A 19,141-nucleotide genomic window follows, 5' to 3' on the forward strand; every position below is an offset into this window, starting at 1 on the left:
TCCGAAACGGAGGGACGTGAGGGCGGGCGGGCGGAAGGAGGGGTGGTCGGTCAGCGGCCGAGGGTGGCGCGGGCCAGCTCGCGCCGGCCCGAGCACGGCATGTGGCGGAACATGGTCCACATGGCACCGGCCACGGCCGACGGTGGCGCGTCGCGCGACATGAAGGCACGCTGCTGGTGGGCCGGGAGGCGGCCGAAGCCGTCGAAGAGGGCGAGGGTGCCGTCCACGTCGAGGCGCAGCAGGGCCCGCAGACCTGCCTCGCGGAGCCCGTCGACCGGACGCACCGGGTCGACCTGGTCCGGCACGCGCCCGGCCGCCAGGTCGTCGGCGAGGGAGCGACCTCGCAGCAGCGCGTGCGCCACCGAGTAGCCGGTGACGAGGTGCCCGCCGCGGCCGGCGACGCCGAGCGCGAGCGTGCCCGGCACCGGTGGTCGACCGCGGCCCCGCATCGGGATCCGCACGACCTCGCGGGCCAGCGGAGCGTCGACCACGGAGGGGTCCACACCGCGGGCCACCAGCCGACGCCGCAGCCGGTCCTGCAGCTCCTCGACGGCCATGCCGGGCGCGGCGGCCAGGCAGGTCTCCTCCAGCAGCACGGTCCCGTCGCCCAGGTCGAAGGCGTACAGGAACGTGGGGATCGCACCCGCGGGCGGCGCCCCGCCCGGCGCCCAGTCGGTGCGCCAGTCCATCAGCAGCGACTCCGCACCCTGCAGCGCCGGAGCCGCGACGTCGGCGGGGACGACGACGCCGAACGCGGTCTGCGCCGGCGCCGGGTCGTGGGCCACCCGCCCGTCGGGACGCGCGCCGCGGGCGTCGACGACGACCCTGGCCTGCCCCGCCAGCGCCGCGACCCCGGCGTCGTCGAGCCGGTCGCGGCGCACGTCGACCCCGTCGAGCGGCAGCGCGGCCTGCACCGCCGCGTTGTCGAGCACCACGTACGTGCGCGGCAGCCGGTGGACGGCGGTGGCCCGCACCTGTGGCGCCGCCGACCGGGCCCGCACGACCGTCGGCGGCAACCCGGACAGCTCGTCCTCCCACACGCCGTACGTGGGCGTCCAGACCGCGTCGGACCGCGGGTCGACGGCCAGCACGCGCAGACCGAGCGCCGCGCAGCGCGACGCGAGCGTGCGGCCGGCCGGACCGAGCCCGACGACCGCGACGTCAGCGGGACCGGTTGTCATGCGGCCCATCCTCCCGCACCTCAGTAGGCTGGGCTGCACCATGGCACGCCCCCTGCACCCCGACCCGCGGCTGGCCGAGGGCTACGCGCGGTGCGCCGAGCTGACGAAGCGCCACGGCACCACCTACTACTGGGGTGCGCGGCTGCTCCCCCGCGAGCAGCGGATCGACGTCTACACCGTCTACGCGCTGTGCCGGCTCGCCGACGACATCGTCGACGAGCCCGAGCGCGTCGACCCGGCCGTCCCTGGCCACGGCGAGGTCGACCCCGGCGTGCGGCTGCGGATGTTCGAGCAGCACTTCTGGGACTGCGTGGCCGCCGGCCGGTCCGACGAGCCCGTCATGGCCGCCGTCGTCGACAGCCTGCAGCGCCGTGGCACCGACCCCGAGTGCTTCGACCGATTCTTCCGCGCCATGGAGCTGGACCTGACCCGCACCACGTGGGAGACGTGGGAGGACCTGCGCGACGGCTACATGGAGGGCTCGGCCGCTGTCATCGGCGAGATGATGCTGCCCGTGCTGCAGCCCCTCACCCCGGCGGCGAAGGAACCGGCCCGCGCGCTCGGGCACGCGTTCCAGCTGACGAACTTCCTGCGCGACGTCGGCGAGGACCTCGACCGCGGGCGGGTCTACCTCCCCCAGGAGGACCTGAGGCGACACGGCGCCGACCCGTGGACGCGCCGGGTCACCCCCGCGTGGCGCTCGATGATGGCCGAGCAGGTGGAGCGCAACCGCGCGCTGTACCGCGAGGCGGCTCCCGGCGTGGCCATGCTGCCGAGGCCCGGGGCACGCTGCGTGGCCACCGCGCTGCGCATGTACTCGCGCATCCTCGACCTGGTCGAGGAGGCCGACTACGACGTCTTCTCGGGCCGCCTCCGGGTGAGGCCACGCACCAAGGTCGCGATCCTGGCCGACGTGCTGGTGCGCGGTCCGGGCCGCGGTGTGCCGCCCTCGCCGAGGGCCAGCCTCGCCCCCCGGAGCCAGTAGCCGGCGATCAGGTGGTCCCAGCCCAGCTCGGGCTCGGCCTCCAGCCGCGGCTCGAGCGCCAGCAGCCGCAGCAGCAGGGCGTCGGACTCCAGCAGGGCCAGCGGCTGCCCGGGACACTTGTGCTCGCCGTCGCCGAACGCCAGCACCGGGTCACCCACGCCTGCGGGCAGGGAGCGGCCGGGGCACAGGTCGAGCGGGGCGTCGCCCACCGCGCGGGGGTCGGCGTTGCCGGGGCGCACGCACACGTCGACGAGGTCACCGGGCTCGATCGTCCACGCGTCGTCGCCGTCGGTCACCGCGATCTCCTGCTGGGCCCGCCGGTACAGGTGCCCGACGACGGGCTCGAGCCGGATGATCTCGCCCAGGATCGCCAGCCGCTCGGACTCGGGCGCCACCAGGTAGCGGGCGCGCAGGGCGTCGTCGTCGAGCAGGTGCAGCGCGGCCATGACGATGAACTCGCGCGTGGTGACCATGCCCGCCGTGCCGTACGTGACGCACTCGACGAGGATGCTCGCCGTCGAGTACTCCTCGGCCAGCAGGTGGCTGATGATGTCCTCGCGCGGCTCGCGTCGCCTCGCCCGGACGGCGGGGCGCACGTCGGCCAGGAACAGCCGACCCACCGGGAGCAGCCCGCGGTAGGCGGCCTGCATCCACTGCCGGCGGGACCTGCCGAGGTCTCGGCGGGTGATGTCGAACGGCGGCTGGCTGAACATCGCCTCCAGCCGTCGCGCCATGCGCGGCACGGACGACTCGGTGAGCCCGACGACCTCGGCCGTGACCTCGACCGTGTACAGCAGCGCCAGCTCGTCGAGGGTGCACCCGCCGTCGGCGACGGCCTCGGCGAGCAGCCGGTCGGCCACGGAGTGCATGAGGTCGGTGTACCGCTCCGCCACGACGGTCGGTGCGAGGAAGCGCGCCACCTTGCGGCGCTGCTCGTCGTGCTTCGGGCCGTCGGAGACCAGGATCGGGTGGTGCTCGAGGTAGCCCTGCGGGATCGCCTCGGCCGTGAAGCCCGCCTGGGTCGTGGCGTGCCGGGCGCGCAGCACCTGACGCGCGGCCTCGAGCGACCGGATCCGCCAGACGGTGCTGACGCCGGGGCGGCCGCCGGCGTCGACCCGCTCCACGCGCGGGTCGCCCGTCTCGTGCCCCGCCTCGTCGGGCAGGACGGCGCGACGTCGCGACCGGGTGGCGTCGCTCATCGCGAGAGCGAGGGCAGCCGTGGGCGTCGGCGCAGCAGGCCGTCGAGCGGGACGGTCCACACGTCCTCGCCCCGCACGCCCCACCCCGCGAGCAGCTGGTTGGCCGCGAGCACGCCGGTGGTGGCGGCCCGCTCCATGAGCGCGATCGGCCAGTCGACCCGCAGCCCGTCGCCGGCGAGCACGAGCCCGGCGTAGGGGGTGTCGACGGTCAGGCGGTCGCGCCACGGTCCTGTGCCCACCAGTCCGCAGTCGTCCTCCACGAGCAGCTCCTCGTGCACGATCCCGAGCGTGCGGGTCTCGGGGTACACGTTGTGCAGGGCGGTCAGGAGCCGCTGCCGCACCAGGGCGACGTCGAGACCTCCGGGGCCGTCGCCGGCCAGGTCTGCGTCACGCACGGGGTCGGTGGCGTAGGCGTGCAGCTCCACCACCGAGCCGCCGTGCCGGGCGGACCACTCGGCGGCCCCGCGCTCGAAGCGCTCCAGCACCGTGACGTTGTCGAGCAGGTCGTACCCGCTCGTGCCGAGGAACGCCTCCCGCTCCGCCGCGACCGTGCCGTCGAGCCACAGCCGCAGCACCGCGAAGGGCGGGGCGTTGCGGCCGGCGGCAGCGCGGCGGTGCCAGTCGCGACGGTCGTCGTCGTCGGCGGGCAGGGGGGCCACGAGCGTGCGCGTGGTGCGGGGGTCGGTCGCCAGCACCACGGCGTCGGCCCGCAGGGCCTCCTCCCCCGTGTGCACGAGCCAGCCGTCCCCGTCGGGTGCGACCCGGTCGGCCCGCGCGCCGGTGCGCACTCGCGCGCCCAGTCCCTCGAGGTAGCGGCCGAGCGGCGCCCAGAGCACGGCGTCGTAGTCGTCGTCGGGCACGTCGAAGAGCAGGCCCTCGGAACTGCCGGTGAAGTAGGTGTGGAACATGCCGACCAGCTCACCGGCCCCGAACTCGGTGGGGTGGGCGAAGAACGATCGGGCGAAGACCTCCAGCGCGAGGTGCCGCGCCCCCTCGGGGAAGCGCAGCCGGTCGAGGAAGTCCTGGGCGGACTCGCCGTCGTAGCGCTCGTGGCTGGCCGGGTAGGAGGCGTCGACCAGCTCGAGGGCGCTCGGCACGTGGACCGACGGCAGGGCCGAGACGGGGAACGTGGGGCTGCGCAGCACGAAGGTCAGCAGGTTGAACGGCGGTGTGGCCGGCAGGGCCGCGAAGGAGTCGGTGAGCCCGTCGCCGCGGCGCAGCGGGTAGTCGGGCACCGGCACCAGGTGCGACAACGTGGGATCGACGCGGCGCAGCAGCGAGCGCAGCGTGTAGTACTGGCGGAAGAACGCGTGGAACCCGCGGCTCATCGTGCGCGAGGCGTCGGTTCCGCCGGATCCGGTGTCGCCGTCGTCGGCCAGCGGCCAGGCGCGCACCCGGCCACCCAGCTGGTCGCACGCCTCGAGCAGGGTCACCCGGGCGCCGCGCTCGGCCAGCACCACTGCGGCGCCGAGGCCGGCGATGCCGCCCCCGACCACCACGACGTGTCGGTCGTCGCCCAGCCGCGAGGAGCCGGGGTCAGCGCGGTGGAGCACGGCGTTCCGGTCGCGACCGGGCGGGACAGGACGTGAGGCCATCACGCGCGGGTCAGAGCGGACGTCGGGCGAGGACGGTGTGCAGGATGCCCCGCTGCCAGCCGCCGGCCGTCGTCCAGGTGATGTCGGTGAGACCGGCACGCTCGAGCCGCGCCTGCAGCTCTGCGGTGGAGTCGTTGCGCAGCACGCTTCGCCACAGGTACCGGTAGATCGCGGGGTTGCCGCGCACCGCCACGGACAGCGGCGTGACGACGCCCCAGCAGACGGCGCTCCAGACGGCCTCGGCCGTCCGCGAGCCCTTCACGTGGTAGTCCTGCAGCGCGATCCAGCCGCCGGGGCGCACCTGGTCGGCGATGGTCGCGACCACGTCGTCACGCTGCTCCTGCGGCACGTTGCGCAGCAGGTAGGCCGCGAACGCACCGTCGGCCGGGCCGTCGAGCTGGACCGCGGCCACACCGGGCAGGTCCTGGGCCCGCGCCTGCACGAAGCTGACGTGGTCGGGCCAGTCCTTCTCCTGCGCCTGGGCGAGCATCCCGGCCGACGCGTCGAGGCCCACGATGCGGGCGCCCGGTCCGGCGGCGTCGACCAGGGCCCGGGTGGAGAGGCCCGAGCCACAGCCGAGGTCCCACAGCGTCGGCGCCGAGCCCGTGACCGGCAGGCTCAGCACCAGTCGGCGCGCGGCGTCGCGCAACGCGTCGACGTAGCCGGGGTTGAGCGAGGTGAGCAGGTCGTAGCGGGGCGCGGCGCGGTCGAACTCGTCCGCGAGCAAGGTCCCAGAGGTCGGCTCCACCCGCCCAGCCTACGGGGGTTCGCCCCTCAGGACCGGCGGGAGTACGCCCGCATGGTGAGCGGCCCGAACACGGCCACGAACACGCCCGAGATCACGAGGACCGTGACGATGGACCCGCCGTGCGGATCGCCGACCATGAGGCTGCGGACCGCGTCGACGAGGATCGAGACCGGGTTGTTCTCGACCGCCGGCTGCAGCCAGTCGGGCATCGTCTCGATGGGCACGAACACGTTCGACAGGAACGTCAGCGGGAACAGGACCATCATCGAGACCCCCATCACCGACTCCGGGCTGCGCAGCTTCATGCCGAGCAGCGTCCAGATCCAGCTGACGCTGAAGCAGAACACCAGCAGGAGCAGGACGGCCGCCACCACGCCCACGAGACCGCCGGGCGGCCGGTACCCGATGAGCATCGTGACCACCAGGATCACGACCGAGGCCATCGTGTAGCGCAGGGTGTCGCCGAGCAGGGCCCCGACCATGAGCGACGGACGCCAGACCGGGAGGGACCGGATGCGGTCGAAGACGCCCTTCTTGATGTCGTTGTTGATGGTCATGGCCGTGTACATGGTGATCATGACGACGGTCTGCACGAGGATGCCCGGCGCCAGGTACTCCAGGTACTCACCGGTGGACCCGGCGATCGCGCCGCCGAAGATGTAGGTGAACATCAGCGTGAACAGGATCGGGAACATCGTCACGTCGAACAGCTGCTCGGGCACGTGCTTGATCTTGAGCAGGGCCCGGTGCGTGAAGATCAGCGACGAGCCCAGCGGGCCCACCGGCTCGGGGCGCTCGCTGCTGCCGACCGCCTCGCGGACCTTGGCGTCCATGGTGGTGCTCATGCCGGGACCTCCGTCGTGTCGGGCTCGACGTCGGTGACGTGCTCGCCGGTGAGGGCGAGGAACACCTCGTCGAGGCTGGGCTGGCCGAGCGAGAACTCCGAGACCGCGATGCCCTGCTCGGCGACGCGCACGAGGGCATCGGGGACGCCCTGCGGCGACGGCACCGAGAACGACAGGGCGTAGGGGTCCTTCTCGAGCACGGCCTCGGCGTCGAGGGTCGCGGCCAGGACCGACGCGGCACGCTCCCGGTCGGCCTGGTCGGCCACCCGCACCTTGAGTGCCCCCGCTCCCACGGACGCCTTGAGCTCACCGGTCGTGCCCTCGGCGATCACCGTGCCGCGGTCGATCACGGCGATCCTGTCGGCCAGCTGGTCGGCCTCGTCGAGGTACTGGGTGGTGAGGAGCACCGTGGTGCCGGCGGACACGAGGGCCCGCACGATGTCCCACACCTGGTTGCGGCTGCGCGGGTCGAGACCGGTGGTGGGCTCGTCGAGGAACATCAGCTCGGGTCGCACCACGATGCTGCCGGCGATGTCGATGCGTCGACGCATGCCGCCGGAGTAGGCCTTGACCTGGCGCCCCGCGGCGTCGGTGAGGTCGAAGGCGTCGAGCAGCTGGTGGGCGCGGTCGCGGGCCGCAGCACCGCGGTACCCGTACAACCGGGCCAGCATGACCAGGTTCTCCAGACCCGTGAGGTCCTCGTCGAGCGAGGCGAACTGACCGGTCATGGCCACCTTCGATCGCACCGCGGCCGACTCGGCGACGACGTCGTGGCCGAGCACCTCGGCCCGACCGCCGTCGGGCTTGATGAGCGTGGCGAGCATGCGGATGGTGGTGGTCTTGCCGGCTCCGTTGGGCCCGAGCACGCCGTAGACGCCTCCGGCCGGGATCTGCAGGTCGACACCGTCGACCGCTCGGTTCTCGCCGAAGAGCTTGACGAGGCCCTCGGTACGGATCGCTGTGGTCATGGCGACATCGTGCCACGTGTTACTGACAGGAATACAGACCTGGACTCGTGAGGTGCCCGACGGCCAGGGGACAGCACGAGGCCCGGACCCCCTGGAGGAGGGTCCGGGCCTCGCGTCGATCAGTCGTCGGCGTGGTCGCTCACGTCGGGCTCACGACCGCGCCTCGATCACCTCGGGTGATCGGGACTCGATGATCAGGCCGGGGGCATGAGCACCGTGTCGATGAGGTACACCGTGGCGTTGGCGGTCTTGACGCCACCACAGATCACACCGGCCTGGTCGCCGACGCGGATGTTGTCGCCCTCGCCGGTGATGGTCAGCTCGGCGCCGTTGACGGTCTTGAAGGTGCCGTCGATGTCGGCGGGAGCGATCTGGTTGGGGATGACGTGGTAGGTCAGGACCGACTCGAGCGTCTTGGCGCCCTCGGGGGTGCCGAGCGTCTTGACGGTCTCCTCGGGCAGCTTGCCGAAGGCGTCGTCGACCGGCGCGAACACGGTGAACTCGCCACCGTTGAGGGTGTCGACCAGGTTCACGTCGGGGTTGAGCTCACCGGAGACGGCCGCGACGAGCGTCTTCAGCAGCGGGTTGTTGCTGGCGGCGGTGGCCACCGGGTCCTGGGCCATGCCCTCGACCGAGCCGGCGCCGTCCGGCACCTGCGCGGCGTAGTCGGCGCAGCCCGGGCCGACGAGGTCGGAACCGGCGTCGGACGCGTCCTCGGACGCGGGCGCCGAGGTCTCGTTGTCGGACGAGGAAGCGGCGTCGTCATCGCTCGAGCCGCAGGCCGCAGTGAACAGGGACAGCGAGGCCACGGCGGTGATCGCGAGGGTCTTGCTCTTGGTCGTCGTGCGCATGTTTCTTCTCCTTGGTTGGGTGTTTCCTGCTACTCGACGCGGAACCTGACGTTGTGCCAGCCGGTCGATCCGTCCGGTGCGATGGGCACCCGGTCGGAAGTCTGTGTGGTGCCGTCGGCGTCGGTCGCACGCACGGTCACCTGGTGGGTCCCCTCGGTGGCGTCCTCCCACGTCCAGGACCACTGTCGCCACGTGTCGACGCCGTCGCGGTCCGCGAGCTCGACGTCCTGCCAGTCGCCGTCGTCGATCTTGACCTCGACGCGCTCGATGCCCACGGTCTGCGCCCAGGCCACGCCGCCGATGCGGACGTTGTCGCGGGGCAGCGCCTGGAAGGCCTTGGGGACGTCGATGCGGGACGACAGCTTGATCGGCGCCTCCTCGGAGTAGCCGCGCGTCGACCAGTAGGCCTTGAAGTCCGAGAACTTCGTGACCTCGATGTCGACGAGCCACTTCGTGGCGGAGACGTAGCCGTAGAGGCCGGGGACGACCATGCGGACGGGGAAGCCGTGCTCGAGCGGCAGCGGCTCGCCGTTCATGCCGACCGCGATCAGCGCACCACGGTCGGTGTCGGTGAGCGCCTCGAGCGGGGTGCCGATGGTCATGTCGTCGGCGCTGGTGGTCTTGACGGCGTCGGCGCCGTCCTTGACCCCGGCGCGGGCCAGGAGCTCGGCCACGGGGATGCCCAGCCAGGCCGCGTTGCCCACGTAGGGGCCGCCGACCTCGTTGGAGACGCAGGTCAGGGTGATGCGGCGCTCCACGAGGCGCTCCTTGAGCAGGTCCTCGAAGGAGAGGTTGAGCTCCTGGTCGACCATGCCGTGGATGCGGAGGTTGAACGTGCTCGCGTCGACCTGCGGCACGCGCAGGGCGGTGTCGATGCGGTAGAAGTCCTTGTTCGGCGTCACGTAGGGGCTGATCCCCTTCAGCTCCACCTGGGCGCCGGCCGGCACCGCGCTGGCCGGTACGGCAGCCTTCGGGAGCTTGACCGAGGCACGGGACTCACGACCGGCACTGGAGCCGAGGAAGCGGGTGACGCCGCCGCCGATCGCCATGACGGCGCTGGCGGCCAGGACGACCTGCAGGAAGGCGCGGCGGTCGAAGCCGGCGGGCGTCTCGTCACCGACCTTCGGCGCGAGCTCGAGTGCGCTGAGGAAGCGCATCAGGAGGAACACGCTCACGACGAGGGTGACGGCGGAGGGGATGGCGGTGACGACGACGTTGGCCGTCGAGGTGCGGTCGAGGACCGCGGTCAGGAGAGCGACGATCCCCAGCAGCGCCGTGATGCCGAGGGCGAGCCGCGGCCGACGCAGGCCCAACCAGCCGGCGACGGCCGCGGCGACCAGGAGGGTCACGGCGACGCCGCCGATGAGCACGGGCTTGTCGTTCGTCCCGAACTGCTCGATGGCGAATTCCTTGAGCGGACGGGGCACCAGGTCGATCACCCGGTTGCCGACCGACTCGATCGGCGTCGGGACGCCCAGCAGAGTGGCGACGCCCGATCCGGCTGCGACGCCTGCGACCGCAGCGAGCAGGCCCGACACGGCACCGGTCCACCACGGAGCGGTGGCCCGCGTGGTCTGGGTGGCGATCGAGTGGCTCATGCACGTGATTCGGGACCGTGACGGGCCTGGATGGGTCCAGATCCAAAAAAGTGTTCACGTCGGCGTGTCGTGAACAAGATCGTGTGTCACTCGCAGTTACCTTCGGCCGCCGGTTTCCCCTGCGCTCCCAGGGTTCCTAGGCTGTCGTCATGACCACGCGCGAGGGAGTGCAGTTCCGGTCCGAGAGCACGTCCGCCACGGCGAGGGAGGTCCTGGCCGATGCGCTGCGGCCCGCCGATCCGGTCGGTGCGCGCGCCGTCGAGCACGAGACGGCCTGGCGGCGGCAGTACCTCCAGCACTTCCGCCGGGCCGTGGAGGCCGGCGTCGGGGATGCGGCGGCTGCGCGATCGATCGCGGCCGAGGGGCTGCGCAGCGCGCATGCGGCCATGCGGTTCGACGACGTCGCCCTCGACGAGGCCCTGGCGGTGACGCCGCTGGACCAGGTGCTCAGCACGACCACCGTCCAGGGCGAGGCGGAGCCGGAGACCGAGCTGACCGTGCCCTACCGCGGCGAGAGGCTGGGGGGCGACGCCCTCCTTCGCCAGCTGGACGACTGGCTGGACCGTGGTGTGGTCACGCCGTCGTGCGCGGACGCGGTGCGCACCGTGCAGGCGAACCCCGACTGGCTGCGGCTCGAGGGCGACCTCGTCGTCGTGCTCGGGGCGGGGGCCGAGATGGGTCCGTACCGCGCGCTGCAGCGGTGGGGTGCCGAGGTGGCCGCCGTCGACCTGCCCCGCGCCGACGTGCAGGGCCGCATCGCCGAGGTCGCGACGGGCGGGGCGGGCCGCGTGCACGTGCCCAGTCGGATCGTGACCCACGGTCGACCCGACGGTGGGAGCGACGTCGGCGCGGACCTGGTGCGCGAGCTGCCGGCCCTCGCCCACTGGCTGGGCTCCTTCGAGTCCCGCGTCGTGCTGGGCAACTACTGCTACGCCGACGGCGGGCAGCACGTCCGGGTCTCGATGGCCGCGGACGCGCTCGCGGACCACCTGGTGCGAGAGCGCCCCGACACCGCGCTGGCCTTCCTGGCCACACCCACCGACGTGTTCGCCGTCGGTGCCGACGACGTGGCGAGGTCGGAGGCGGCGTACCGCGCCGGCCGGTTCGGTCGGATGGCTCGCCACGCCACACGCGTGGCGAGCGGCGGACGGCTCCTGCAGCGGAACTACCCGCCCGGCGCCGACCCGGGCATCTGCGACGCCCTCGTCCCGCAGCAGGGTCCCAACTACGCGTTCGCCAAGCGGCTGCAGCGCTGGCGTGCCACGACCGCTCGCGCCGCCGGCACCACGGTGTCGCTCAACGTGGCACCGGCCACCCGCACACGGTCGGTCGTGAAGAACAAGGCCCTGGCGGCGGCCTACGCCGGCGCGCACCGCTTCGGCGTCGAGATCTTCGACCCCGCCACGTCGAACACCCTGATGGCCGCGCTCCTGGTCCACGACCTCCGCGCCGGCCTGCCCGCCGAGGCCGAGCCGTGGCAGGACGAGGCTCGCGGCGCCGCCCACGGCGGACTCTGGACGGCGGCCTACCACCCCCGCTCCGCCCTCGGCCTCGCCGCGGTGCTGGGCGTGGGGGCGCTGCGGGGGTGAGCCTGGGGCTCGACCTGCGGCTGCGCTCGCTGGGTGGGGCTCGACCTGGGGTGCGCTGGCTCGGCTGGGTCTCGTCCTGCGGCTGCGTCTCCTCGGCTGGGTCTGGACTTGCGGCCGCGCTGCTCCGCCCGGGTCTCGGCTCGGTCTCCGAAAGGAGCCTCGACCGGCGGACGGGCTCCCGCTCGGCCGGGCCCCGGTGCCGCGGGCCGGTCCTGGGCCGTCGGAGGTAGGTAGCGCACCGAACCAGGCCGTCAGAGGTAGGTCTCGCACCTCAAACCGCCCGCATGCGGTGCGTCTCCTACCTCCCACTGCCCAATACGGGTGAGAGGTAGGTAGCGCGCGGAATCGGAGCGTCAGAGGTAGGTGACCCGCGGTATGAAGGCCCGTATCCGCGCGCCACCTACCTCCGCCCGGCGGATAACGCGCGCCACCTACCTCTGACGGCCCCGACCGACGCACGACAGGGCAACGAAGCGGTCAGGACGCCCCGGACGCATCATCGTGCGGTACCCGCGCCCCGAGAACCCGGGCCGAGCGCGCACCCCGCCGCCGGTCGAGGCCCCTTTCGGAGCGCAGGTCGACGCGGGGCCGAGGCAGCGCCGCCGCAGGACACGACCCAGCCGAGCAGTCGCAGCCGCACGACGAGACCCGCCCGAGCAGCGCAGCCGCACGACGAGACCCACCCGAGCAGTGGCGCCGCAGGACCAGACCCACCCGCCGAGGCGCAGCCGCAGGGCGGAGTCAGAGCCGCAGCTCGGCCGCCTCGTCCAGCGACGCGCGGGAGGTGCGGTAGGAGGCGGTGGGGTGGTCGAGGTCGGGGTGGCCGAAGGAGATGCCGCACACCACCTGACGGTCGTCGTCGAGGTCGAACCACTCGCGCAGCAGCTCCGAGCGCATGGCCAGGGCCGCCTGCGCGCAGGCGCCGAGACCGAGGGCCTGGGCCGCGAGCAGGAAGGACTGCACGTACAGACCGCAGTCGATCGCGCCGTACACGCCGAGCGAGCGGGTCGTGGTGACGATCGCGACGTGCGGGGCGCCGAAGAACTCGAAGTTGCGCATCGTCTGGGCGGCGGACCCGGCCCGGTCGCCCTTCACCACGCCGACCGCCTCGTACAGCTGCCAGCCCGACTCGCGCCGACGCTCGGCGTACACGCCCTCGTAGGACTCCGGGAAGGTCAGGTCGGGGCCGAAGCGCTCGTCGTCGGCCATGGCCTGCTTGAGCCGCTCGGTCTCGCCTCCGGCGGTCACCACCACGTGCCACGGCTGGGTGTTGCACCACGACGGGGTGCGCTGCGCGGCGGTCAGCAGCCGCTCGATGGTGGCCGCCTCGACCGGTTCGTCGGTGTATCCGCGGCAGCTCCAGCGCTCCTCCAGGAGCGCCTCGAGGGCCTCGATCCGGCTCTCGCTCATCGGCCCACGAACCCGGCGGCGCGCTTGTCCAGGAACGCCTGGATGCCTTCCTTCGAGTCCGCCGTGTCGGCGAGCTCCCGCTGCAGGCGCAGCTCGCGGTCCAACGTCTCGTCGAGGTGGCGCAGCGTGTTGGCGGCGATGGCCTGCTTGGTGGCGGCGTACGCGGCCGTGGGGCCGTTGGCCAGCTTCGCGACCAGCTCGGCCACCTGCTCGGCGTAGTCGTCGCCGCAGCACCGGTCGATGAGTCCCATCTGCGCCGCCTCGGCGGCCGGGAGCCGCTCGCCCAGCAGCGAGAGGCGGTTGGCCCGGGCCCGACCCACCGACGCGGCGAGCAGCTCGGTCGCCCCGCCGTCGGGCATGAGGCCGATGTTGACGAACGCCTGCAGGAAGTAGGCCGACTCGTGGGCGACGGTCACGTCGGCGGCCAGCGCCACCGACATCGCGATGCCGGCGGCGGGGCCGTTCACCGCGGCCACGACCGGGCGGTCCGTCGAGACCAGTGCGCGCACGAGCCGGTTGCCGTTCTCGTGCGTGCCGCCCCGCTCGAGCCGACGCAGGTCCGCTCCGGCGCTGAAGGCACGGCCCGCGCCGGTCACCACGACGACGCGGGCGTCGGTGGTCTCGACGGCCTCGGCGGCCCGCTCGAGCATGGCACCGTCGAGCGCGTTCATGACGTCGGGACGGTTGAAGGTGATCGAGAGGATGCCCTCGGTGGTGTCGAGCAGCAGCTCGGTGCTGGTCGGGTCGCTCGTCACGGGCGTCTCCATTCTCCGATGATGGCCTGCACGGCGGCGGTGAGCGCCAGCGGCTGGTCGAGCATCACGTGGTGCCCGGAGTCTCGCACGACCGTCACCGGCACGTGCCCGCCGAGCCGTTCGGCGACGGCGTCGGTGATGTCCGACGTGGCCATGCCGCGGTCTCCGCGCAGGAGCGCCACCGGGCAGGCCGCCTCGGCGAGCTCCTCGGGCTCCATGCGCGACCGCAGGAAGATGCGTGGGTCGAACTTCCAGCGCCACCCCCCGGGCTCCCCGTCGGACGCCGGGACCTCGCGCACGGATCCCTCGGCGATGTGGCGGTGCACGAAGTCGAGCGTGGCGTCGTCGGCCGGGAGCGTGCGGAACCGGGCGAGGATCACCTCACGATCGGGGTGCAGCTTCGGGGCGGGGATGACGCCGTGCGAGGCGATCCACGCTCGCGCCTCGCTCGACATCTCGCGGACCGGCGAGTCGATCGCGACGGCCCCGGCCAGTGCGGCGCCGTGGTCCCGCGCAGTGGTGAGGGCCACGAACCCGCCCATGCTGTGGCCGACCACGGCGGGGGGACGGGTGCTGCCCTGCGCCCGCGCGACGGCCATGACCTCGGCCGCCCAGGTCTCGAGCGCGTAGACGTCGCGGTGGTCGCTGTCCCCGTGCCCGCTCAGGTCCAGGGCGACGACGCGTCCGTCGAGCAGCGGCCCGACGTGGTCCCACCAGCCCGCGTGCGCGGCGCCGCCGTGCACGAGCACCGTGACGGGCTCGTCGACCGGGCCCCACGCCCGGTAGGTGATGCGCACGCCGTCGACGTCGACCGTGGCGTGCTCGGGCTGCTCCGCCAGGGCGGCCGTGAACCAGGCCGGTACGTCCTGCGCCATCGGTGCCGCCACCTCCAGAGAAACAATCAACCTTGACTGTTCTTGTCGTCCCCAGCACGATAGCGAGGACGCACGTCCACGACGAGAGGACCCCCGATGAGCCTGGCCGGAACGACGATGATCATGTCCGGAGGCAGCCGAGGCATCGGGGAGGCCATCGCGGTGCGCGCCGCCCGCGACGGCGCGAACGTGGTGCTGCTCGCGAAGACGTCCGAGCCGCACCCCAAGCTGCCCGGGACGATCCACACCGCTGCCGCCGCCATCGAGGAGGCCGGCGGCCGCGCGCTGCCGCTCGTGGGTGACATCCGCGACGACGCCTTCGTCGAGGACGCCGTGGCCCGGGCCGTGGAGACGTTCGGCGGCGTCGACCTGGTCGTCAACAACGCCAGCGCGATCGACCTGTCCCGCACCGAGGACATCTCGATGAAGAAGTACGACCTCATGACGCAGATCAACGCGCGCGGCTCGTTCCTGCTGTCCAAGCTGTGCATCCCTCACCTGCGTGCGTCGGCGAACCCCCACGTGCTCACGCTCAGCCCGCCGATCAGCCTCGACCCGAAGTGGTTCGGCACGTTCACCGCCTACGCGATCGCCAAGTACGCCATGAGCCTCGTGACCCTGGGCCTGGCCGAGGAGCTGCGCGAGGACGGGGTCGCGTGCAACTCGCTGTGGCCACGCACGGCGATCGACACCGCCGCCGTGCGCAACGTGGTGGGCGCCGGGCTGGAGACCAGCTCCCGGACGCCGGCGATCATGGCCGACGCCGCCCACGCGATCCTCACGCGACCCAGCCGGGAGTGCACGGGGAACTTCTTCATCGACGACGAGGTCCTCGAGGCCGAGGGCGTCACCGACCTGTCGATCTACCTGAACGGCGGTCGCGAGGAGGACCTGGCGCTCGACTTCTGGGTGGAGCCGAAGGGCCCGCACGACCCCGCCAAGCGTCTGTAGCCCGTCGGCGGACGATCCGGTTCAGCAGCCGTCGCGCACGAGGCCGGGCTGCCCGCCCTTGGTGACCTCGACGAACGTCACGCGGTCGTCGTCGGCCAGCTGGTCGGGCGTCGTGTCGAACAGGAAGCCGATCCAGCTCGCGTCGTTGCTCTCGCGCACGAACACGCCGGTCTGGCCGTAGCCGGCATCCTGCGGGTCGCTCGCGACGGACCTCAGCTGGGCCCACGTGGTGCCGACACCGAAGCCGGACCGCGTGTGGGGGCCGGGCTGGCGGACGCCGACCGACAGGACGTCGCCGTTCTCGGCGGTCTGCAGGTCGACGGTGTTCACGTACTCGTCGCGCCACGTGAGGGGGCGCACGGGACAGCCGTCGACGGGCGCGGGGACGTCGGCCACGAAGTAGCCGGTGGCGAGCGCCTGCGCCTTCGTCATGCCCGCCCTCACCGGACCGACCGCACCGGGGGTGATGAGGAGGTCCGACGGCGGCAGCAGACCCGGACCTGCCTCGGGCACCCCCTGATCGCCCCCGCCTGACTCGACGGTCGGCGCTGCCGCGGCAGGCTCGGTCTCCTCCTTCTTCTCCTCCGCCGTCGGCGACGGAGTCGGGGAGGCCGACGCGCGTGGCGTGTCGCGCCCGGCGGTGTCGTCGCCACCGACGGCCGCGGCGACCGCCCCGGTGGCGACACCCAGCACCACGGCTCCGGCGAGCAGCGTGAGAGCGAGCTTGGTCTGCATCATGAGCGTGCGTCCTTCGGTGAGGGGATCTGCACCATCAGATGCCGTCCGGACCCGAAAGGTTGTCCGGACCGGGCGGTGGGTCCTGGCCGAGCCGCTCGCGCAGGTAGCGGCGGGCGGTGTGGATGCGTGCCTTGACCGTGCCGAGCGGCGCGTCGGTGAGGGCGGCGACCTCGTCGTAGGGGAGCGTCCCGAGGTCGCGCAGCACGAACGCATCGACGGCGGACGGGTGCTCGCGCTCGAGGTGCTCCAGGGCGTCGAGCAGGTCGAGCCGCGTGCCTGCGATGACGCTCGTCGTGCGAGGGTCGGGCGCGTCGGGCACGAGGTCGGTGGAGCCCTCGTCGAAGCGACGCCGCATGGAGCGGTAGGCCTGGCGCGCCGTGTTGGACGCGACGACGGTGACCCACCCGACGAACGAGCCGCGGCCGGCGAAGGTGTGGAGCTTCTGCGCCACCACGAGGAGCGCCTCCTGCGCGGCCTCCTCGGCGTCGCCGGAGTACGGCAGGAACTTCGAGCAGCGCCGGAGCACGAGCGGACGCAGGTGCGCGAGCAGGTCCTCCATGGCGTCGGCGTCGCCGGCCTGGGCCCGCGCCACGAGCTCGAGCAGCTGGTCGTCCTCCATGGATCCCCCTTGCTCGTCTGCCGTCCACGGCCCGGCACCCCCGCCGGGCTCACCGCCGGGGGCCACGCCAGCGACCATACTGTCCCGTGATGAGGCAGATCGGGAGGTACCGGCTCGACGCGGTCCAGGGGTCGGGCGCGTTCGCCACGGTGTGGCGGGGCTACGACACCGAGCTCGAGGTGCCGGTGGCGGTGAAGGTGCTGGCGGAGAACTGGGCCCACCACGCCGACGTGCGCGAACGCTTCCTGGCCGAGGCGCGTCTGCTGCGACGGCTCGAGAGCTCCCGCGTCGTGCGGGTGCACGACATCGGCACCGAGACGTTCGACGGGACCGACCGGCCCTACTTCGTCATGGACTTCGCCGGGGGCGGGTCGCTCGACGCGGTGGCCGACGGGTCGCTCGCGCCGGCTGAAGCGGTGCGCCTGGCCGTCGAGGGTTGCCGGGCGGTGCACGTGCTGCACGCGGCGGGTGTGGTGCATCGGGACGTGAAGCCGGGCAACCTCCTGGTCGCCGACGACGGCCGCGTGCTGGTGGCCGACCTCGGCAGCGTGAAGCGGCTGGCGGAGGCCACCGGGTTCACCGTGACCACCGGGACGCCGGCGTACATGGCGCCGGAGCAGGCGTCGGGCGGACGCATCGACGCCCGCACCGACGTGTACGCGCTCGCGGTCGTGACCTTCGTCCTCGTCACGGGTGCGCTCCCCTTCGACGTGCCCGACGCCGCCGCCGTCCTGCGACGCTCCGAGGGCGAACGGCCCCGTGGTCTCGCCCGGACCCGCGGCGCGGCCGCCTCCCCGTTGCTGTCGCGGCTCGACGCCGTGCTGGACCGCGCTCTGTCACGCGACCCGGACCACCGGCACGCGTCGGCCGAGGCGCTCGCCGTCGAGCTGGAGCGGGTGACGTCGGGGCACCGCCCGCGTCGTCGGCCGGGCTGGCCGACGTGGGTGGTGGTGCCGGCCGCGCTGCTGCTGTTCGCCGCCGCTGCCACCGCCACCTGGTACGGCCTGCGCTGACCTACTGCGTGTCGACGGGCGTGCCCAGCTCGACCGTGCGGCTCACCGTGCAGAGCCGGTCGTGGGACTTGGCGATCGCGTCGGAGAGCCGGCCGGCCGCCTTCGCGCCCTCCTCGTCCTCGCCGAACGCCACGTCGAAGCGCACCTGCAGGTCGTCCATACGGTTGCCGTCGTCGTCGCGGACCTTCTCGCCCGAGGCCGTCACCGCGAACCGCTCCGGCTCGGTCCGCTTGGTGGTGACGAGGTCGACGTCGATGGCCGTGCAGCCCGCGATCGCGGCCAGCAGCAACTCGACGGGCGTGAAGTCGTCGCCGGAGCCGTCGCCGATCACCATCTGCCCGCCCCGGGCGTTGGTGACGCGGTAGCGGCCGCGGTCGAGTCGTTCCAGGCCCACCTGACGGTGCTGTTCGGTCGCGGACGCATCACTCATGGGACCATCCTGCAACAGGGGTGGGAGCCCCGGGAACGAGGACGTGATGCGCACGATCGGGATGCTCGGCGGGATGAGCTGGGAGTCGACGGCGGAGTACTACCGGCTCGCCAACGTGCTCGTCCGCGAGCGGCTCGGGGGCGTGCACTCCGCCCGCGTCCTGCTCGACTCGCTCGACTTCGCCGACGTCGAGACCCTCCAGTCCACGGACCGCTGGGAGGAGGCCGGCGCGCTCCTCGCCGACCGGGCGCAGCGGCTGGAGCGGGCGGGTGCAGAGCTGCTGCTGCTCTGCACCAACACCATGCACAAGGTCGTCGACGTCGTCGAGGCCGCCGTGAAGGTGCCCGTGCTGCACATCGCCGACGCGGCCGCCGAACGGGTGCGGCACGCCGGACTGGGCCGGGTCGGCCTGCTCGGCACCGCCTTCACGATGGAGCAGAACTTCTACCGCGAGCGCCTCGCCCGGCACGGCATCGAGGTCCTGGTGCCCGGCGCCGACGACCGCGCGACCGTGCACCGGGTGATCTACGACGAGCTCGTGCGCGGGATCGTCAGCGAGACCTCACGTGCCGCGTACGCCGACGTGATCGGCCGACTGGTGGCCGACGGCGCGGAGGGGATCGTCCTCGGCTGCACCGAGATCGAGCTGCTCGTCTCGGCCGACGACAGTCCGGTGCCGGTCTTCGCGACCACCCGGATCCACGTCGAGACGGCCGTCGAGCGTGCGCTGGCCAGGACTGACTAGTCCATCGGGATCATCTTGGTGCGTTCTCACCGCGTCATCATCGTGT

The 19,141-nt window shown here is 72.9% G+C and carries 18 protein-coding genes and 1 pseudogene; 5 read left to right on the forward strand and 14 right to left on the reverse strand.

Annotated features, from left to right (window positions below):
• Positions 1–50: 50 nt before the first annotated feature.
• On the reverse strand, positions 51–1,181 hold the full coding sequence (locus tag ASF37_RS05520) for a lycopene cyclase family protein (RefSeq protein WP_056579424.1): 1,131 nt from the start codon (positions 1,179–1,181) through the stop codon (positions 51–53).
• Positions 1,182–1,221: 40 nt separating this feature from the next.
• On the opposite strand from ASF37_RS05520, the gene ASF37_RS17555 reads away from it, so the two are divergent.
• Positions 1,222–2,166: a phytoene/squalene synthase family protein gene (locus ASF37_RS17555; protein WP_056580437.1), complete on the forward strand. Its 945-nt coding sequence runs from the start codon at positions 1,222–1,224 to the stop codon at positions 2,164–2,166.
• 71 nt (positions 2,167–2,237) lie between these two features.
• Here the strand turns inward: ASF37_RS17555 and ASF37_RS17715 are convergent.
• The 7 genes and pseudogenes from ASF37_RS17715 to ASF37_RS05560 form a co-directional block, all read right to left on the reverse strand.
• Positions 2,238–3,365 (reverse strand): annotated as a pseudogene (locus ASF37_RS17715) (cytochrome P450); the annotation flags it as partial.
• Entirely contained in the window at positions 3,362–4,960 is a 1,599-nt protein-coding gene (locus ASF37_RS05535) for an FAD-dependent oxidoreductase (protein WP_056579425.1), read from the reverse strand. The gene ASF37_RS05535 and the pseudogene ASF37_RS17715, both read right to left, overlap by 4 nt.
• Positions 4,961–4,970: 10 nt before the next feature.
• Positions 4,971–5,708 (reverse strand): methyltransferase domain-containing protein, encoded by a 738-nt coding sequence (locus tag ASF37_RS05540; protein ID WP_056579427.1) that lies wholly within the window; start codon positions 5,706–5,708, stop codon positions 4,971–4,973.
• Positions 5,709–5,734: 26 nt separating this feature from the next.
• A complete protein-coding gene (locus ASF37_RS05545; RefSeq protein WP_055962123.1) occupies positions 5,735–6,553 on the reverse strand; it encodes an ABC transporter permease in 819 nt (272 codons plus the stop codon).
• Positions 6,550–7,521, reverse strand: a complete 972-nt coding sequence (locus tag ASF37_RS05550; RefSeq protein WP_055962125.1) for an ATP-binding cassette domain-containing protein — start codon at positions 7,519–7,521, stop codon at positions 6,550–6,552. Before ASF37_RS05550 ends, ASF37_RS05545 begins: the two co-directional genes overlap by 4 nt.
• A 194-nt stretch (positions 7,522–7,715) precedes the next feature.
• Entirely contained in the window at positions 7,716–8,372 is a 657-nt protein-coding gene (locus tag ASF37_RS05555) for a fasciclin domain-containing protein (RefSeq protein ID WP_055962128.1), read from the reverse strand.
• A gap of 29 nt (positions 8,373–8,401) precedes the next feature.
• Positions 8,402–9,970: a molybdopterin-dependent oxidoreductase gene (locus ASF37_RS05560; protein ID WP_055962130.1), complete on the reverse strand. Its 1,569-nt coding sequence runs from the start codon at positions 9,968–9,970 to the stop codon at positions 8,402–8,404.
• Between the two features lie 149 nt (positions 9,971–10,119).
• Between ASF37_RS05560 and ASF37_RS05565 the strand changes: the two genes are divergently transcribed.
• Complete coding sequence (locus ASF37_RS05565; protein ID WP_055962133.1) at positions 10,120–11,559, forward strand: hypothetical protein; 1,440 nt, start codon at positions 10,120–10,122, stop codon at positions 11,557–11,559.
• A gap of 741 nt (positions 11,560–12,300) precedes the next feature.
• On the opposite strand, the gene ASF37_RS05570 is transcribed toward ASF37_RS05565, so the two are convergent.
• Genes ASF37_RS05570 through ASF37_RS05580 form a run of 3 tightly spaced genes read right to left on the reverse strand, consistent with a single transcriptional unit; the run spans position 12,301 to position 14,599 of the window.
• Positions 12,301–12,969, reverse strand: a complete 669-nt coding sequence (locus ASF37_RS05570) for a nitroreductase (RefSeq protein ID WP_056557044.1) — start codon at positions 12,967–12,969, stop codon at positions 12,301–12,303.
• Entirely contained in the window at positions 12,966–13,736 is a 771-nt protein-coding gene (locus ASF37_RS05575; RefSeq protein ID WP_082480635.1) for an enoyl-CoA hydratase-related protein, read from the reverse strand. The genes ASF37_RS05570 and ASF37_RS05575 overlap by 4 nt, the downstream gene beginning before the upstream one ends.
• Positions 13,721–14,599 (reverse strand): alpha/beta fold hydrolase, encoded by an 879-nt coding sequence (locus ASF37_RS05580; RefSeq protein ID WP_056580441.1) that lies wholly within the window; start codon positions 14,597–14,599, stop codon positions 13,721–13,723. The genes ASF37_RS05575 and ASF37_RS05580 overlap by 16 nt, the downstream gene beginning before the upstream one ends.
• Positions 14,600–14,695: 96 nt before the next feature.
• On the opposite strand from ASF37_RS05580, the gene ASF37_RS05585 reads away from it, so the two are divergent.
• Positions 14,696–15,550, forward strand: coding sequence for an NAD(P)-dependent oxidoreductase (locus tag ASF37_RS05585; RefSeq protein WP_056579429.1), 855 nt, complete (start codon positions 14,696–14,698; stop codon positions 15,548–15,550).
• Positions 15,551–15,571: 21 nt separating this feature from the next.
• Here ASF37_RS05585 and ASF37_RS05590 read toward each other — a convergent pair whose 3' ends face one another.
• Both ASF37_RS05590 and ASF37_RS05595 read right to left on the reverse strand, forming a co-directional pair.
• Complete coding sequence (locus ASF37_RS05590) at positions 15,572–16,288, reverse strand: hypothetical protein (protein ID WP_056579430.1); 717 nt, start codon at positions 16,286–16,288, stop codon at positions 15,572–15,574.
• 34 nt (positions 16,289–16,322) lie between these two features.
• Positions 16,323–16,907, reverse strand: coding sequence for an RNA polymerase sigma factor (locus tag ASF37_RS05595; RefSeq protein WP_056557036.1), 585 nt, complete (start codon positions 16,905–16,907; stop codon positions 16,323–16,325).
• A gap of 89 nt (positions 16,908–16,996) precedes the next feature.
• On the opposite strand from ASF37_RS05595, the gene ASF37_RS05600 reads away from it, so the two are divergent.
• The gene (locus ASF37_RS05600) at positions 16,997–17,920 is read left to right on the forward strand and encodes a serine/threonine-protein kinase (protein WP_055962150.1); all 924 of its coding nucleotides are present in this window, start codon (positions 16,997–16,999) and stop codon (positions 17,918–17,920) included.
• A gap of 1 nt (position 17,921) precedes the next feature.
• Here ASF37_RS05600 and ASF37_RS05605 read toward each other — a convergent pair whose 3' ends face one another.
• Positions 17,922–18,350 carry an OsmC family protein gene (locus ASF37_RS05605; RefSeq protein ID WP_055962154.1) on the reverse strand — a complete coding sequence of 143 codons (429 nt, stop codon included), beginning with the start codon at positions 18,348–18,350 and terminating at the stop codon, positions 17,922–17,924.
• A gap of 46 nt (positions 18,351–18,396) precedes the next feature.
• Here ASF37_RS05605 and ASF37_RS05610 point away from each other — a divergent pair, with 46 nt between their 5' ends.
• Positions 18,397–19,095 (forward strand): aspartate/glutamate racemase family protein, encoded by a 699-nt coding sequence (locus ASF37_RS05610; RefSeq protein WP_056579432.1) that lies wholly within the window; start codon positions 18,397–18,399, stop codon positions 19,093–19,095.
• Positions 19,096–19,141: the final 46 nt, after the last annotated feature.

Origin of the sequence: Aeromicrobium sp. Leaf289, assembly GCF_001423335.1 — a bacterium.
In the GTDB taxonomy this organism is placed as follows: domain Bacteria; phylum Actinomycetota; class Actinomycetes; order Propionibacteriales; family Nocardioidaceae; genus Aeromicrobium.

Excerpts from the sequence above, each read along its gene's own strand:
- ASF37_RS05520 (WP_056579424.1), bottom strand. The coding sequence starts at position 1,181 with ATGACAACCGGTCCCGCTGACGTCGCGGTCGTCGGGCTCGGTCCGGCC.
- ASF37_RS17555 (WP_056580437.1), top strand. The coding sequence starts at position 1,222 with ATGGCACGCCCCCTGCACCCCGACCCGCGGCTGGCCGAGGGCTACGCG.
- ASF37_RS05535 (WP_056579425.1), bottom strand. The coding sequence starts at position 4,960 with ATGGCCTCACGTCCTGTCCCGCCCGGTCGCGACCGGAACGCCGTGCTC.
- ASF37_RS05545 (WP_055962123.1), bottom strand. The coding sequence starts at position 6,553 with ATGAGCACCACCATGGACGCCAAGGTCCGCGAGGCGGTCGGCAGCAGC.
- ASF37_RS05550 (WP_055962125.1), bottom strand. The coding sequence starts at position 7,521 with ATGACCACAGCGATCCGTACCGAGGGCCTCGTCAAGCTCTTCGGCGAG.
- ASF37_RS05555 (WP_055962128.1), bottom strand. The coding sequence starts at position 8,372 with ATGCGCACGACGACCAAGAGCAAGACCCTCGCGATCACCGCCGTGGCC.
- ASF37_RS05560 (WP_055962130.1), bottom strand. The coding sequence starts at position 9,970 with ATGAGCCACTCGATCGCCACCCAGACCACGCGGGCCACCGCTCCGTGG.
- ASF37_RS05565 (WP_055962133.1), top strand. The coding sequence starts at position 10,120 with ATGACCACGCGCGAGGGAGTGCAGTTCCGGTCCGAGAGCACGTCCGCC.
- ASF37_RS05570 (WP_056557044.1), bottom strand. The coding sequence starts at position 12,969 with ATGAGCGAGAGCCGGATCGAGGCCCTCGAGGCGCTCCTGGAGGAGCGC.
- ASF37_RS05575 (WP_082480635.1), bottom strand. The coding sequence starts at position 13,736 with ATGGAGACGCCCGTGACGAGCGACCCGACCAGCACCGAGCTGCTGCTC.
- ASF37_RS05580 (WP_056580441.1), bottom strand. The coding sequence starts at position 14,599 with ATGGCGCAGGACGTACCGGCCTGGTTCACGGCCGCCCTGGCGGAGCAG.
- ASF37_RS05585 (WP_056579429.1), top strand. The coding sequence starts at position 14,696 with ATGAGCCTGGCCGGAACGACGATGATCATGTCCGGAGGCAGCCGAGGC.
- ASF37_RS05590 (WP_056579430.1), bottom strand. The coding sequence starts at position 16,288 with ATGATGCAGACCAAGCTCGCTCTCACGCTGCTCGCCGGAGCCGTGGTG.
- ASF37_RS05595 (WP_056557036.1), bottom strand. The coding sequence starts at position 16,907 with ATGGAGGACGACCAGCTGCTCGAGCTCGTGGCGCGGGCCCAGGCCGGC.
- ASF37_RS05600 (WP_055962150.1), top strand. The coding sequence starts at position 16,997 with ATGAGGCAGATCGGGAGGTACCGGCTCGACGCGGTCCAGGGGTCGGGC.
- ASF37_RS05605 (WP_055962154.1), bottom strand. The coding sequence starts at position 18,350 with ATGAGTGATGCGTCCGCGACCGAACAGCACCGTCAGGTGGGCCTGGAA.
- ASF37_RS05610 (WP_056579432.1), top strand. The coding sequence starts at position 18,397 with ATGCGCACGATCGGGATGCTCGGCGGGATGAGCTGGGAGTCGACGGCG.